The sequence below is a fragment of the Streptomyces sp. NBC_00669 genome (genome assembly GCF_036226785.1).
Lineage (GTDB): Bacteria > Actinomycetota > Actinomycetes > Streptomycetales > Streptomycetaceae > Actinacidiphila.
On record NZ_CP109018.1, the window covers coordinates 8,928,819 to 8,944,946 of the forward strand.

The 16,128-nt window shown below is 72.4% G+C and carries 8 protein-coding genes (1 of these 8 cut by a window edge); all 8 read left to right on the top strand.

Annotated elements, in window-relative coordinates:
* On the top strand, positions 1-10,121 hold the end of the coding sequence (locus OG896_RS37490; protein ID WP_329372611.1) for a non-ribosomal peptide synthase/polyketide synthase. Its footprint begins 21,685 nt before the window's first position; the window shows 10,121 of its 31,806 coding nt (coding positions 21,686-31,806); its start codon lies off the left edge, out of view; its stop codon occupies positions 10,119-10,121.
* 7 nt (positions 10,122-10,128) lie between these two features.
* Entirely contained in the window at positions 10,129-11,343 is a 1,215-nt protein-coding gene (locus OG896_RS37495; protein WP_329372614.1) for a cytochrome P450, read from the top strand.
* Between the two features lie 5 nt (positions 11,344-11,348).
* Positions 11,349-11,600, top strand: coding sequence for a ferredoxin (locus tag OG896_RS37500; protein WP_329372616.1), 252 nt, complete (start codon positions 11,349-11,351; stop codon positions 11,598-11,600).
* Between the two features lie 86 nt (positions 11,601-11,686).
* Positions 11,687-12,253 (top strand): hypothetical protein, encoded by a 567-nt coding sequence (locus tag OG896_RS37505; protein ID WP_329372618.1) that lies wholly within the window; start codon positions 11,687-11,689, stop codon positions 12,251-12,253.
* A complete protein-coding gene (locus tag OG896_RS37510; protein WP_329372620.1) occupies positions 12,250-13,617 on the top strand; it encodes a peptidoglycan-binding protein in 1,368 nt (455 codons plus the stop codon). The genes OG896_RS37505 and OG896_RS37510 overlap by 4 nt, the downstream gene beginning before the upstream one ends.
* Positions 13,614-14,339 carry an ABC transporter ATP-binding protein gene (locus tag OG896_RS37515; protein ID WP_329372622.1) on the top strand — a complete coding sequence of 242 codons (726 nt, stop codon included), beginning with the start codon at positions 13,614-13,616 and terminating at the stop codon, positions 14,337-14,339. The genes OG896_RS37510 and OG896_RS37515 overlap by 4 nt, the downstream gene beginning before the upstream one ends.
* The gene (locus tag OG896_RS37520) at positions 14,336-15,595 is read left to right on the top strand and encodes an ABC transporter permease (RefSeq protein ID WP_402451375.1); all 1,260 of its coding nucleotides are present in this window, start codon (positions 14,336-14,338) and stop codon (positions 15,593-15,595) included. Before OG896_RS37515 ends, OG896_RS37520 begins: the two co-directional genes overlap by 4 nt.
* Before the next feature lie 285 nt (positions 15,596-15,880).
* Positions 15,881-16,105: an MbtH family protein gene (locus OG896_RS37525; RefSeq protein WP_329372624.1), complete on the top strand. Its 225-nt coding sequence runs from the start codon at positions 15,881-15,883 to the stop codon at positions 16,103-16,105.
* Positions 16,106-16,128: the final 23 nt, after the last annotated feature.

The window sequence follows — 16,128 nt, forward strand, 5'->3', positions numbered from 1 at the left end:
TCGTCGGGGACGCGGACGCCGAAGACCTCCGTACGTTCGCCGGCACTCGTCTGCCGGACTACATGGTCCCGTCAGCGGTCGTCGTCCTCGATGCCTTCCCGTTGACGGTGAACGGGAAGGTGGATCGTGCCGCCCTTCCTGCCCCTGATCTCGGGGCCGGTGGCTCCCGGGGTCCGGTGACGCCTACGGAAGTGGTCCTGTGCGGGTTGTTCGCGGAGGTGCTGGGCGTGGAGGGCGTGGGTGCGGAGGAGGGCTTCTTCGAGCTGGGTGGTGATTCGCTGCTGGTGATGCGGTTGATCGCGCGTATCCGTTCGGTGCTGGACGTGTCGGTCGGGGTCCGGGAGGTGTTCGCGGAGCCGACCGTGGCGGGAGTGGCGCGGCTGGTCGACGCTGCTGGGGTGTCGACGGTCGTGGCGTTGGCGCGGCGGGAGCGTCCGGAGCGGGTGCCGCTCTCGTTCGCGCAGCAGCGGATGTGGTTCCTCAACCGCATGGAGGGCGAGGACATCGACGGCGCGGGGGCCGCCGCGTACAACATGCCTCTTGCGTTGCGCCTCGTGGGCGGTCTCGACGTCGAGGCGTTCGGGGCGGCGTTGGGCGATGTGGCGGATCGGCACGAGAGTCTGCGGACGGTCTTCCCGGATGTGGAGGGCGTGCCGTATCAGGAGATCCGTGCGGGTGCGGAGGGTCGTCCTCCGCTTCAGGTGGTGCAGGCCGGCGATCGCTGGCAAGAGCTGATGCAGGAGGAGGTGGGGCGCGGGTTCGACCTGGCGGTTGAACTGCCGTGGCGCACAACGCTGTTGAAGGTCTCGGAGGCGGAGTGGGTTCTGCTGCTGGTGGCGCATCACATCGCGACCGACGGCTGGTCGATGGGTGTGCTGGCGAAGGATCTCCAGACCGCCTACCGGGCCCGCTTGTCGGGTGCCGAGCCGGGCTGGGAGCCGCTTCCTGTCCAGTACGCGGATTACGCGTTGTGGCAGCGGGAAGTGCTGGGCGAACTGGACGACCCGGAGAGCGCGGGTGCGGCGCAGGTCGAGCATTGGCGTCGCGCATTGGCGGGGGCGCCGCAGGAGACCGTGTTGCCGTTCGATCGTCCGCGTCCGGCGGTGCCGTCCTTCCGCAGTGGTGCGGTGCCGATCGACGTGGATGCGGCGACGCACACGCGGTTGGTGGAGCTGGCCGCGCGGGGCGAGGCGACGATGTTCATGGTGGTCCATGCCGCGCTGGTGGTGCTGCTGGCGCGGATGGGCGCCGGTGAGGACGTCTGTGTCGGCACCCCGGTCGCCGGCCGGTCGGACGTGCACCTGGAGGGGCTGGCCGGGTTCTTCGTCAACACCCTTGTCCTGCGGGCGGATGTGACGAGGGACCCGTCGTTCCGTGAGGTGCTGCGGCGGGTGCGCGAGGCCGACCTGGCCGCGTACGCGAACCAGGACGTGCCGTTCGAGCGGCTCGTCGACGAACTCGGCGTGGCGCGCTCCGGGGCCCGCAGCCCCTTGTTCCAGGTGATGCTGGCACTCCAGAGCGTGCCCGAGGCGCAGTGGGACCTCGACGACCTGACGGTCGAGATGATCCCGCCCCCGTCCGCCCCGGCCGCGCGATTCGACCTGTCGGTGGCCCTGAACGAGTTCCGCACCGCCGACGGCGAACCGGGCGGCCTGGGCGGCGGCATCCTGTTCGCGGCCGATCTGTTCGACGAGGAGACCGTCCGCCGGTTGGCCGAGCGCCTCGCCCGGGTACTGGAACAGGTCGCGGCCGACCCGGAGTTGCTGCTGAGTGCCGTCGAGGTGCTGGACGAGGCCGAGCGGACCGCTGTCGCGGTCGAGCGGAACGCCACCGCACGCGATGCCGATGTCACGACCGTCGTGGAGCGGTTCCGTGAGTGGGCCGCGTTGACGCCGACAGCGGTGGCGCTCGGCTCCGCCGGGCGTTCCTTGACGTACGCGGAAGTGGAGTCCCTTTCCGACGCGCTCGCACGGGGGTTGGTGGCGCGGGGTGTGGGTCGTGAGTCGCGGGTGGGGCTGTGCCTGCCGCGCGGGGTGGAGATGGTGGTGGCGATCCTGGCGGTGTGGAAGGCCGGTGGGGCGTACGTGCCGCTGGACCCGGAGTACCCGTCCGACCGTCTGGCTTTCGTGGTGGCCGACAGCGGTGCCGGGCTCGTGCTCGTCTCGGACGAGACCGCCGGTCGACTGCCGGAGGAGGTCGCCACTGCCCGTGCCGACGAACTCGACGGCGCTTCGGGTGACTTGCCGGAGGTCGGTGCCGACCAGCTGGCGTACGTCATCTATACGTCGGGTTCGACGGGGCGGCCGAAGGGCGTCGCCGTGGCCCACGCGGCTGTGGCGAACCTGGCCACCGCCATGCGTCCGGTCCTGGGTGTCGAGGCGGGCGTGACGGCGCTGCAGTTCGCGTCGTTCAGCTTTGACGCGTCCGTCCTGGACCTCGCGGTGACGCTGGCGGCCGGGGGTACGTTGGCGATCGCCTCGGCGGAGGAGCGTCTCGACCCGACGGCCCTGACCGCCATGGTGGAGACCTACGGTGTCGAGGTCGCGAGCGTCGTCCCCTCGCTGCTGGGTGTGTTGGAGCCGGCGGACGTGGCGGGGGTCGGCAACTGGGTGCTGGGCGCCGAGCGGTTGGAGTCCGGCCTTGCCGCCAAGTGGCGGGCGCGAACCCGGGTGTGGAACACCTACGGGCCGACCGAGGCCACCGTCATCTCCACAGCGACGCTGCTGCCCAGGGGCATCACTGCCGAGGATGCGCCGCCGCCGATCGGCCGCTCGCTGGACAACGTCCGCACGCATGTCCTGGACGCGTATCTGCGGCCTGTGCCGGTGGGTGTGGTGGGTGAGCTGTACATCGCCGGAGACGGCCTGGCACGTGGGTACATCGGTCGCCAGGACCTGACGGCGGAGCGCTTCGTGGCCTGCCCGTTCGGCGCGGACGGCGAGCGGATGTACCGCACCGGTGACCTCGTGCGCTGGATGGCCGACGGGCGGCTGGAGTTCGTCGGACGTGCCGACGAGCAGGTGAAGATCCGCGGGTTCCGCGTCGAACTCGGCGAGGTCGAGGCGGCGTTGGCCGCCCACCCGGACGTGAAGACGGCCGTGGCCGTGGTGACCGACCAGCGGCTGATCGGCTACGTGCTGCCCGCGACCGGGCGGGAGCCGCGGACCGACGCGGTGCGGGAGTTCGCCGCCGCCCGGCTGCCGGACTACATGGTGCCGTCCGCCATGGTGCTGCTGGACGCCCTGCCGTTGACGGTGAACGGCAAGATCGACCGTGCCGCTCTGCCCGAGCCGGCGCGTGCCGCGGACGGCGGCCGTGCGCCGTCGACCCCGACCGAGGAGACGCTGGGCACCCTGTTCGCAGAGGTACTGGACCTGGCGGCGGACCAGGTCGGGGCGGAGGAGAGCTTCTTTGAACTGGGCGGTGACTCGCTGAAGGTGATGCGTCTGATCGCGCGCATCCGGTCGGCGTTGGGGGTGTCGGTCGGTGTCCGTGAGGTGTTCGCGGAGCCGACCGTGGCGGGGGTGGCGCGGCTGGTCGAGAGCACTGGGGTGTCGGCGGGCGTGGTGTTGAGGCGTTGGGAGCGTCCGGAGCGGGTGCCGCTGTCGTTCGCGCAGCAGCGCATGTGGTTCCTCAACCGGTTCGAGGACGCCGGGAGCGAGGACACGGAGGCCGCTCCCTACAACCTGCCCTTCGCCCTGCGCCTTGCCGGGCGTCTCGACATCGAGGCGCTCAGGGCGGCGCTGGGCGATATCGCCGACCGTCACGAGAGTCTGCGGACGGTCTTCCCGGATGTGGAGGGCGTGCCGTATCAGGAGATCCGCGAGGGTGCGGAAGGACGTCCCCCGCTTCAGGTGGTGCAGGCCGGCGATCGTTGGCGCGAGCTCATGCAAAGGGAGGCGCGGTGGGGCTTCGACGTCCGGGTCGACCTGCCGTGGCGGACCACGCTGTTGAGAGTTTCGGAGGAGGAGTGGGTTCTGTCGCTGGTGGCGCATCACATCGCGACGGACGGCTGGTCGATGGGTGTGCTGGCGAAGGATCTCCAGACCGCCTATCGGGCCCGCTTGTCGGGTGCCGAGCCGGGTTGGGAGCCGTTGCCGGTCCAGTACGCGGATTACGCGCTGTGGCAGCGGGAAGTGCTGGGGGAGCTGGACGACCCGGAGAGCGCGGGTGCGGGGCAGGTTGCTTTCTGGCGTGGGGTGTTGGCGGGGGCGCCGCAGGAGACGGTGTTGCCGTTCGACCGTCCGCGGCCCGCGGCGCCCTCGTTCCGGAGCGGTTCGGTGCCGATGGACGTGGACGCGGCCACGCATGCGCGATTGGTCGAGCTGGCCGCGCAGAGCGGGACGACGATGTTCATGGTGATGCATGCCGCGTTGGTCGTGCTGCTGGCGCGGATGGGCGCCGGGGAGGACGTCTGTGTCGGCACCCCGGTGGCAGGTCGGACGGATGCGCTGGTGGAGGAGTTGGCGGGGTTCTTCGTCAACACGCTCGTCCTGCGGTCCGATGCTTCCGGTGATCCGTCGTTCGGCGATCTGCTGGCGCGTGTTCGTGAGTCGGACCTGGCGGCGTACGCGAACCAGGACGTGCCGTTCGAGCGGCTGGTGGATGAGCTGAACCCGGCCCGTTCGGCCGCCCGTAATCCGTTGTTCCAGGTGATGCTGGCGCTCCAGAACGTGCCCGAGGCGCGTTGGGACCTCGAAGGGCTGTCCGTCGAGGAGGTCCCGCCGGCGGATGACCCGGCGGCCCGGTTCGATCTCTCGCTCGCGCTGGTCGAGCGCCGTTCCGGCAGCGGTGCCCCGGCTGGTTTGGGCGGCGGCATCCTCTACGCCGTGGACCTGTTCGACGAGGAGACCGTGCGTCGGCTGGTGGAGCGGTTGGTGCGGGTGTTGGAGCAGGTGGCGGCCGATCCGCGGGTGCGCCTGAGCGACCTCGACCTGCTGGAGGAGCCCGAGCGGTTCGCGGTCGTGGAGGAGTGGAATGCCACGGCGCGGCCGCTTGAGTTCGGCACGGTGCTGGACCGTTTCCGGGGGTGGGTGACCGAGAGCCCGGACGCGGTGGCGTTGTGGTCGGGGGGTCGGGCGCTGTCGTATGCGGAGGTGGATGCGCGCTCCGATGCTCTGGCGCGGGGGCTGGTCGCCCGAGGCGTGCGTCGGGAGTCGCGGGTGGGGCTGTGCCTTCCGCGCGGGGCTGAGATGGTCGTGGCGATCCTGGGGGTGTGGAAGGCCGGTGGGGCGTATGTGCCGCTGGACCCGGAGTACCCGTCGGAGCGGCTGGTGTTCATGGTGGCGGACAGCGACGCCGAGTTGGTGCTGGTGACGCCTGAGACCGCCGGCCGTCTGTCGGCGGATGTCGAGACGGTCCTGCTCGATGAGGTGGGGTGTGATGGGGGCGGTCTGCCTGAGGTTGTCTCTGACCAGTTGGCGTATGTGATCTATACGTCGGGGTCGACGGGGCGGCCGAAGGGTGTGGCGGTGGCTCATGCTTCGGTGGCGAATTTGGCGGCGGCGATGCGTCCGGTCCTGGGTGTCGAGGCGGGGGTGGTGGCGTTGCAGTTCGCGTCGTTCAGTTTTGACGCGGCGGTGCTGGATGTGGCGGTGACGTTGGCCGGGGGTGGGGCGTTGGCGGTGGCGTCGTCCGAAGAGCGGCTGGACGGTACGCAGTTGGCGCGGATGGTCGGGGCGGCGGGTGTCGACGTGGCGAGCGTCGTGCCGTCGTTGTTGGGGGTGTTGGAGCCGGAGGCGGTTCCCGGGGTGGCCAACTGGGTGTTGGGTGCGGAGCGCTTGGAGGCCGGCCTGGCGGCGAAGTGGCGTGAGAACGCGCGGGTGTGGAACACGTACGGGCCGACCGAGGCCACCGTCATCACTACCGCCGTCCTGTTGGAGGAGGGCATCACCGGTCAGGACTCGGCACCCGCGATCGGTCGTCCGCTGCCCAACATCCGTACCTACGTCCTCGACGCGTACCTGCGTCCCGTCCCCGTAGGCGTCACAGGTGAGTTGTACATCGCGGGCGAAGGGCTTGCCCGCGGCTACATCAACCGGGCCGACCTGACGGCGGAACGGTTCGTCGCATGCCCGTTCGGCGGCGACGGCGGCGGCGGCCGGATGTACCGCACCGGGGACCTGGTCCGTTGGCTGCCAGGCGGCGACGGCCGACTGGCCTTCGTCGGGCGCGCGGACGAGCAGGTGAAGATCCGCGGCTTCCGCGTCGAACTCGGCGAGGTGGAAGCGGTCCTTGCCGCCCACCCGGGTATCAGGACGGCCGTTGCGACGGTCCGCGAGGACCGCCCGGGCAACCCGCGCATCGTCGGCTACGTCCTTCCGGCCGGCCCCGAGGACGGAGGAGCCACCGAGGACGGGGGCACCGAGGACGAAGCCGCCGAGGGTAGGGACCCCGGAACCGGGATTCCCGAGGCCGCGCGTGTGCGCGAGTTCGCCGCGACCCGTCTGCCGGACTACATGGTCCCCTCCGCCGTCGTGGTTCTCGACGCCCTGCCCCTCACCGTCAACGGCAAGATCGACCGGGCCGCCCTCCCCGCCCCCGACCCCGAGAGCGACGGGTCCGGCCTTCTTCCGCGGACCGGGACCGAGGCACTGCTGTGCACCCTGTTCGCCACGGTGCTGGGCGTCGACCGGGTGGCCGCCGACGGCAACTTCTTCGACCTGGGCGGCAATTCGGCGCTCGCGATGCACCTCGCGGGCCGGGTCCGCACGGAGACCGGCGCCGAGCTGAACCTGAAGCAGTTCTTCGGAGATCCGACGCCGATCGGCGCGGCGCGCGTCCTGGGCACGAAGTCGCGCCCCTCGCTGGTCCCGGTCGAGCGCGAGAACGGCGAGGCGCCGGCGACCGCCGGACAGCGACTCGTCTGGCGGCGTGCCGCGGCCAACCCGCGCACCCGGGCCCTCCAGTCGTCCGTGGCCCTCCGCCTGCGCGGGGAGCTCGACCGGGACGCTCTGCGGGCGGCCCTTGCGGACGTTGCCGCACGGCACGACATCCTGCGGACGGTCTTCGCCGAGACCCAGGACGGCGGGCTGACCCAGCGGATTCTGGCCGCCGACGACCCCGCCGTCCTCCCGGCGCTCCCGGTCGTCGCGGCGACCGAGGAGGAACTTCCCGCCGCCCTGGCCGCCCGCGCCGCCCGCCGCTTCGACCTCGGAAGCGAAACACCCTGGGCGTCCTGCCTGTTCACGCTCTCCGACACCGATCACGTCCTGCTCCTCGCCCTGCACCGGATCGGTGGCGACGACGCCTCCCGGGACGCTCTCGTGCGCGACCTCTCCGTGGCGTACGGCGCGCGCCGGGAGGGCCGCGCCACGGAGCGCGCCCCCCTGACGCTCCAGTTCGCCGACTACGCGGTGTGGGAGAGCAGGCTGCTCGCGGGCGCGGAGACGAAGGAGAGCGTGGCCGGCGACCAGATCGCCTACTGGAAGGACGCGCTGGCGGACGCTCCGCCCGCCACCGCCCTCCCCGCGGATCGGCCGCGTCCCGAGCGGCCGAGCCACCGGGCCGGCGCGGTGCCGCTGCGTGTCCCGGCCGCGGTGCACGCCCGCCTGATGGAGACGGCCCGACCGCTCGGCGTGACCGCGGGTGCCGTCGTGCACGCCGGGCTCGCGATGCTGCTCGCCCGGATGGGGGCCGGCACCGATCTGACGCTCGGCGCCGTGCGGCCCAGGCCGACCGGCGAGGGCGAACTCGACGCCGCCATGGGCCCGTTCGCCGGGTTGCTCCCGTTGCGCACCGACGTCTCGGGCGACCCGACGTTCCAGGCCGTGCTCGTCCGCGTCCGGGAGGCCACCGAGGAGGCGGAGCGGTCCGGGGACGTTCCGTTCGCGCGTATCGCCGCGGCCCTGGGGCTCGGCGGCGAGGCAGCCGGCGACCCGCATCCGCTGGTCCAGGTCGTCCTGGACATCCGGGACGACAGCGCGGCGAAGTGGGACGTCCCGGCGGTCCCGGGGCTGGACGCCTCGCTGGTCGACCTCGGCGCTCCGGCGTCGGCGTACGACCTGACGGTCCGGCTGACCGACCGGCACCGGGACGACGGCGGGCCGGACGGCCTCGACGGCAGCCTGGAGTACGCCGAGGAACTGTTCGACCGGGCCACCGCCGTCGACCTCGCGCGGCGGCTGCTCCGCCTCCTGGGGCAAGTGGCGGCACACCCGGGACTGAAACTGAGCCAGATCGACATCCTGCTCGGCGAGTCGGAGCTGCGGCGGCTGACCGAGGACTGGAACCGCGGCGCGGCCCGTGTCCCGGACAGCACCGTGCTCCCCGCGCTCACCGAATGGGCGACCCGCGACCCGCGTGCCGTGGCCGTCCAGGACCGGCACGGCCTGCTCAGCCGCGACTCCCTGGACCGTACGACGGCGTGGCTCGCCGCGCGGCTGAACCGGCGCGGGGCGGGCGCGGGCGACGTCGTGGTGGTGGCGGTGCGGCCCGGCACCGGCTGGGCGGTCGCCGTGCTCGGTGTGCTCCGGTCCGGTGCCGCGTGCCTGATCGCCGACCCGGACGGCCCCGAGGGCCCGCTGGCGGCGGCCGCCGCGCTGGGCTGCGCCCGCCCGGCCGCGCTCGTCGTGTCGGGCGGCGCCGCGGCCGGTGCGCCGGGAAGGGCCCCCGGGGCGGAGGCGGTGACGGTGCTGCGGGTGGAGGACGCGATCCGGGCCGGGGGCAGGCGCCTGCGCCGTGCCGTCGCCGTCCCGGACCCGCTGCCGTCCCACCCGGCCGTGGTGCTGCCCGCGCGGGCGCCGGACGGCACGCTCGTGGGCGAGCTGGTGGACCACCGGTCCCTGCTCGGCCGGGTGATCGACCGTCAGGCGGCTTCCCCGCCGCCGGAGTCGGCCGGTGACGCGGTGCGCCTGGACGCGCGTGCGACCGTCACCGAACTGCTCGTCGGGCTGCTGGCCGCGCTGCGCGGAGGCCGCACCGTCGCGGTGGAGCCCGCCACCGAGCCTGCCGCCGAGCCTGCTGTCGAGCCCGCTGTCGAGCCCGCGCGGTCCGTCATCCCCCTGCCCCGCACCGCCCGTGCCTACGTCCTCGACGAGTGGCTTCGCCCGGTCCCGGTCGGCGTGGCGGGCGACCTGTATGTGGCGGGACCGTCCTTGGCCCGCGCCTATGCCGGCGCGCCGGCCCGCACCGCGGGCAGCCTCGTCGCCGACCCCTTCGGGTCCGGTGGCGGCCTGATGCTGCGCACCGGGCGGCGTGCCGCGTGGAGCGCGGACGGGCTGGTGCGGCCGCGCGCCGCGGCGGACGGCGTTGCCGGTCCGACGGCGCCGCGGCGCGTCGGGCGGCGGGGCGACGGCCTCGACGCGCTGCTGCCGCTGCGCAGCGGTGGCTCCCGCCCGCCGCTGTTCTGCCTGCACCACAGCACGGGCCTGGCCTGGTGCTACGCCGCGCTCCTCGGCCATCTGCCCGAGGACCTGCCGGTCTACGGCCTCCAGTCACCCGGGTTCGCCGACCGCAGGGCGATGGCGGACAGCGTGGACGCGCTGGTGGCCGACTACGTCGACCGAATCCGGTCGGTGCAGCCCGAGGGGCCGTACCAGCTCCTCGGCTGGTCCTTCGGCGCGGTGCTGGCCCAGGCCATCGCCGTGGAACTGGAGCGGCAGGGCCAACAGGTCGCGCTGCTGGCCCTGCTCGACGGCTTCCCCGGCGGACACCACCGGGACAGCGTGGGCGGTCCGGAGGAGGCCGGCGAGGGGGAGGCCGGCGAGGGGGAGGCCGGGACGCGGGTCCGCGGCGACGGCCGCGCGGACCAGGAGGGGCGGGCCCTGCTCGACGGTTCGGGAGTGGTGAACGCTCCGGCCGATGCGTTCTCGCTGAACATGGAGGAGACGAGGCAGTACCTGTTCCGGCTGGCGCAGGCGTACACCCCCCGTCGGTTCGGCGGTGGCGCGCTGCTGTTCCTGGCCACCGAGGGTGATCCGGCCGGCATGTCGCTCGCGACGGCGCGCACGGCCTGGGAGCGGTACATCGCCGGCCGTATCGAGGGGTTGGAGATCGCCGCCGACCACGCCGGGATGCTTCGGGGCGCGCACGCCGCGGCCGTCGGCCGGGCGGTCGCGGACCGGCTCGTGACGGGTTCGCCCGAACCCGGGGCCGACGACACATCCGTGTCAGAAAGGTAGGACTCGCATGACGCAGTCGTTCGACATCCCGATCGACAAGCGCCGGAACATGCTGGACCCGGTGCCGGAACTCCTGGAGATCAGTGCGCGCAAGCCGCTGTTCGGGCGCCCGGGAGGGATGCCTCAGTGGTTCGTGACCGACCGCGAGCTGGTACGGCAGATCCTCGCCGACGCCGAGCGGTTCTCCAGCATGCCGCCCCCGGAACAGGACGGCCACAGGCCCGATCCGCACCCGGGGAGCCTGCTGCAGACCGACGGGGAGCAGCACGCCCGGTTACGGCGACTGGTGGCGCCGATGTTCACGGTGCGCCGGATGAAGACGCTGGAGCCGATGATGACGCGGATCGTGGCGCGGCGCCTGGACGTGCTGGAGCGGGCGGGCAGGCCCGCCGACCTGATGCGGCACTTCGCCCGGCCGGTCTCCGGTCTGGTCCTCGCCGAGTTGCTCGGCCTGCCGCGGGACGACCTGCCCGAGCTGTCCCGTCTCGCCGATCACCGTGTTTCCCGGTACAGCCCCCGCCGTGACTCGGCGACGTCGGAGTACATCGGGCACTTCCGGAAGCTGGTCGCGGCGCAGCGCCGTGATCCGGGCGAGGGCCTGGCCGGGGCGCTGATCCGGGAGCACGGGGACGCGGTGTCGGACGAGGAGCTGATCGGGATCTGCGAGAGCGTCGCCAACGGCTCGCTGGAGAACACGTCGGAGACGATCGCCCTGGGGACCCTGGCGCTGCTGTGCCATCCCGAGCAGTTGGCCCTGCTGCGGGAGCGGCCCGAGCTGATGGACCGGGCGGTGGAGGAACTGATGCGGTACACGTCGGTGGTGGCGGCGGTCTCGCCGCGCACGGCGCTGGTGGACGTGGAGATCGGCGGTGAGGTGATCAAGGCCGGCGAGGTGGTGTCGTGCTCGGTGTTCGCCGCGAACCGCTGCCCGTACGGCGGCGGCGATGACGGCGCTGGTGACGGCGGCAGCGGCGGTGACGGCGGTGACGGCGGTGCCGCGGACGGCCTGGACATCACCCGGGAACCCGGCAGCCACCTGGCACTGGGCTACGGCGTCCACTTCTGCCTGGGCGCGGCGCTGGCACGGCTCCAGTTGCGCGTCGCGTTCACCGGGCTGCTGGAGCGGTTCCCCGGCCTGCGGCTCGGCGCCGGGGCGGAGGAGCTGCGCTTCCGGCTGCTGGCGCCGCAGTTCGGCGTCGAGACGCTGCCGGTCCTCTGGTGAGGCCGGTGGAAGACGCGGCGCGGGTCGGGATTCGGGTGGACCGCGGCAGCTGCGTGGGCTCGGGTGCCTGCGCGCTCTTCGAACCGGAGTTCTTCGAGCAGTCGGAGGAGGACGGTCTGGTGCTGCCGCGCGTGCGTGAGGCGGGGCCGGAGGCGCTGCCGGCGCTGCGCGCGGCCGCGTCCCGCTGCCCCGTCTCCGCGATCGAGTTGGTGCCGTCCGACGGGCCGGGAAGCGCCGGGCGGGACCGGGCCGACTGAACCGGTGAACGGGGCCCCGGTTGCAACCCTGGTGTGACCGGGCGCCCCGTAGAACTGGCTGCATGCCGAATTACCATCGAAAGCGCGTGGCCGGACCACTCCTGCTGACACTGTCCGCGGTGACCGCCGGAATATTCGTCGTAGGGTGCTCTTCGGATTCGGGCTCGTCCGCGTCCGGCGACATTCCCGGCTCCGACCACACTTCGTCGAGCAGCACGAGCAACACGAACAATGCGGGCGTCGCCTACGCGAAGTGCATGCGCGAGCACGGCGTCTCGAACTTCCCCGACCCGGACCAGGCCAGCTCGGGCGGCATGAAGGTGGTCGTCCCCAAGAGCGTCGACCAGACCTCGACGACCTTCAAATCGGCCCAGGCGGCCTGCCAGAACCTGCTGTACCAGGGCAACGCCGGAAATGCCGCCGGCACCCGGCCCTTCGACGCGACGAAGGTCGCGGCATGGGCGAAGTGCCTCCGCCAGAACGGCCTGCCCAACTTCCCGGACCCCCAGGTGAACGGTGACGCGATCATCATCGACGCCAACGCGGCCGGCGTGACCGGGCGGGACGATCCCAAGTTCGCCAAGGCCGCGGCGGCCTGCTACAGCATCCGGCCCGGGGGGATGCTCGCCTTCTCGATGGGGCCGCAACAGTGACCAGCCAGGACGAGGGGATCGTCGCGCGGAGGTCCGCCGAGGACCCGGCGGGCGCAGAGTTGGAGCCCCTGGGCGGAGACCTCACCTCCTTCGACGGGGGCGGGGGCGGGGACGCCGTGGAGCCACGATCGCCCGCGGGCGGCCACCGGCGGCGCCGCCGCGCGCGCATCACGCTGATCGTCGCGTGTGCGGCGGTGGCCGCCGCGGCCGCGGGTGGCGCCGCCGCCGGCGTGTTCGGCGGTGGGAGCGACAATGCCGCCACGTCGGCGCCGTCCGGGCCGCCCGCCACCGCGAAGGTGCAGCGCACGACGCTGACCAGCTCCCAGACCATGGACGGGCAGCTCGGATACGGCGACACCTCGGCCGTGCAGGCCCCGCCGTCGTCCGGGTCCTCGTCCGGGTCGTCGTCCGGCTCGGCGCGGTCCGGCGGCCCCACGCAGGGCGGCGGCTCCACGCAGTCCGGCGGCACCACGTCCGCCGGGATCGTCACATGGATGCCCTCCGACGGCGACACCATCACCCGCGGGGAGCCGGTCTACAAGGTGGACCAGGAAACCGTGCCGCTGCTGTACGGCTCGGTGCCGCTGTACCGGACGTTGAAGTCCGGCAGCAGCGGGAGCGACGTCAAGATGCTGGAGCAGAACCTCCACGCGCTCGGCTACCGGGGCTTCACGGTCGACGACAGCTACGACGCGAACACGGCCGCCGCCGTCGAGAAGTGGCAGGGGAAGCTGGGCCGTCCGAAGACCGGCGAGGTGCAGGTCGGCGACGCGGTGGTGACCTCCGGCGCGCGGCGGGTCGCCAAGGCCGGGCTCTCCATCGGCGACACCCTCTCCGGGCAGGTGCTCACCTGGACGGGCACCGATCGGGTCATCTCCGTGGACCTGCCCGTGCAGTACGCGGACCTGGCGAGGAAGGGCGGACAGAGCACGGTCACGCTGCCGGACAACACCACGGTGACCGCCGTGGTGACGGACATCGGCACGCCGACGTCGGCGAACAACTCCGGGGGCTCGGACTCGGGTTCCTCGTCCGCCGGCGGCTCGTCCGGTTCCGCGGACTCGGACTCGGGCTCCTCGAACGCGACCATCCCGGTGGAGCTGCGGGTCACCGACACCAAGAAGCTCGGCACCTACCAGGCCGCCTCCGTCAGTGTCGACTTCGCCTCCGAGACGCGCCAGAACGTCCTGGCGGTGCCGATCAGCGCCCTGTTCGCGCTGCCGCACGGCGGCTACGCGGTCGAGGTCGTGACCGGGACGAAGACCGAGTACCGCACGGTCAGACTCGGGGTGTTCGGCAACGGCATGGTCGAGGTCTCCGGCGCCGGCATCACCGCGGGCACGGTCGTGGGGGTGCCGAAGTGACCGTCACCGCCCACCCGGTGATCGAGCTGGCCGGAGTCAGCAAGTCGTACCAGGACGTGGCCGCCCTGACAGCGGCGGACCTGGTGGTCCACCGCGGCGAGATGCTCGCGGTCGTCGGGCCCTCGGGCTCCGGCAAGTCCACCATGCTCAACATCATGGGCACGCTGGACCTCCCCTCGTCGGGAACCGTGTCGATCGTCGGCCACGCCGTGGAGGACCTCAACGACCGCGAGCTGTCCGCGCTGCGGGCCGGCACCATCGGCTTCGTCTTCCAGCAGTTCCATCTCGCCTCCGGCGTGCCCGCCCTTGACAGCGTGGCGGACGGTCTGCTGTACAGCGGGCGGCCGCGGCGCGAGCGGCGCCGGGCCGCCGAGGAGGTGCTGCGCAGGGTGGGCCTGGGGCACCGGCTCTTCCACGAGCCGCAGCAGTTGTCCGGCGGTGAGAAGCAGCGGGTGGCGATCGCCCGCGCGGTGGTCGGCAACCCGCCGCTGCTGCTGGCCGACGAGCCGACCGGTGCGCTGGACTCCCGCTCCGGGACGGTGGTGATGGAACTGCTCCACGAGCTGCACGAGGCCGGGACGACGGTGGTCGTCATCACCCACGACCGCGACATCGCGGCGTCCCTGCCGCGCGAGGTCAGGCTGCGGGACGGCCGTATCGAGTACGACCCGGGGACGGCGGCCGCGGCCGGGGCACTGCAGCCCACGGGGGTGGAGCGATGAGCACGACGGATCTGACGCAACCGGCCGAACCGGGCCGTCCCTGGGCGCAGTTGCCCCCGCCGCCACGGCCCCGGCCGGCCCGGATGGGCCTGGCCGACGTGGCCCGGGTGGGCGGCTGGGGCCTGCGCTCGCGGCCCATGCGGGTCTTCCTGTCCGCCCTGGGCATCGCGATCGGGATCGCGGCGATGATCGGCGTGGTGGGCATCTCCACCTCCTCGACGAACGACCTGAACAAGAAACTGGCCGCGCTCGGCACCAATCTGCTCACCGTCGCCCCGGGCACCACCATGACCGGCGCGTCCGCGCACCTGTCCAAGGACTCCGTCGCGATGATCGCGAACCGGCCGGAGGTGGTCTCGGTCTCCGCGACGGGCACCACGAGCGCGAAGCTCTACCGCAACGACCACATTCCGGCGGTGGAGTCCGGCGGCCTGTCGGTCAGCGCGGCGCGTACCGACCTGCTGCGCTCCATCGGCGGGAAGATCGTGGACGGCCGCTGGCTCAACGCCGCCAACAGCAACTACCCGGCCGTGGTGCTGGGTTCGGAGACGGCGCAGAGCCTCGGGATTCACCGGGCCGGGCCGGACGTGCAGGTGTGGCTCGGCAACCACTGGTTCACCGTGGTGGGACTGCTGGCGGACAACCAACTGCTGCCCGCCCTTGACACGCAGGCGTTCGTGGGCTGGTCGGTGGCGGAGAAGGAGCTGTCCTTCGACGGCTATCCGACGACGGTCTACACGCGGGCGAAGGACGCGGACGTCCAGAAGATCCACGCCGTGCTGGGCCCCACGGTCTCCCCGCAGGACCCCAACGAGGTCAATGTCTCCCGTCCCTCCGACGCGCTGGCCGCCAAGAACGCGACGGACAGCGCGCTGAGCGGGCTGCTGGTGGGCCTGGGCGGGGTCGCGCTGCTGGTCGGCGGTGTCGGGGTGGCCAACACGATGGTCATCTCGGTGCTGGAGCGGCGCTCGGAGATCGGGCTGCGCCGCTCGCTCGGCGCCACCCGCGGCCAGATCAGGGTGCAGTTCCTCGCCGAGGCGCTGCTGCTGTCCGGGCTCGGCGGCCTGGGCGGGGTGCTGCTGGGCATCGGGGTGACCGGCGGCTACGCCAGCTACAAGGGATGGGCGGTGCTGGTGCCGCTGTGGGCCATGGTCGGCGGCATGGCCGCCACCCTCGTCATCGGGGGCCTGGCCGGCTTCTACCCCGCGGTCCGCGCGGCCCGGCTGCCCCCGACGGAGGCCCTCGCGACCAACTAACCAGGCCGGCCCGAGGGGTTGACAAGACTGCGGCGCCCCCTGACCGACCCCCGCGGATGGGGGGCGTCGCGCCGCCCGGGTGTCCAAGCGCTCGGGATCGCCGGTTGGACACGCTGTCGCGCCGGCGGCCCGGCATGTGAGACTGGTCGCGATTCCGTCCGCCCGATGGAATAACAATATCAATATGCGTGGATTGCCTCCGGATATGGGAAACCTTGTTCCGGCCTGAATCGGTCGGCTAGGGTCTCGTTATCCACCAAGGGAATTCGATCCACGGGAGCAGTCATGGCCAACCCGTTCGATGACGAAAACGGGACCTTTCTGGTGCTCGTCAACAAGGAAAACCAGCATTCGCTGTGGCCGTCATTCGCTGAAATTCCGAATGGCTGGCGGCTTGTTTTCGGGGAAGCCTCGCGCAATGAGTGCCTCGCCTATGTGGAGGAGAACTGGACGGATCTCCGTCCGCAGAGCCTCATCGACGCGATGAGGGAGACCGAGGCGGCCCGCTAGTGGCCCGCCCGACCGCAGCGACG

Coding starts and splice junctions, on each gene's coding strand:
- OG896_RS37520 (WP_402451375.1), top strand. CDS start 14,336: ATGAGCACGACGGATCTGACGCAACCGGCCGAACCGGGCCGTCCCTGG.
- OG896_RS37525 (WP_329372624.1), top strand. CDS start 15,881: ATGGCCAACCCGTTCGATGACGAAAACGGGACCTTTCTGGTGCTCGTC.
- OG896_RS37495 (WP_329372614.1), top strand. CDS start 10,129: ATGACGCAGTCGTTCGACATCCCGATCGACAAGCGCCGGAACATGCTG.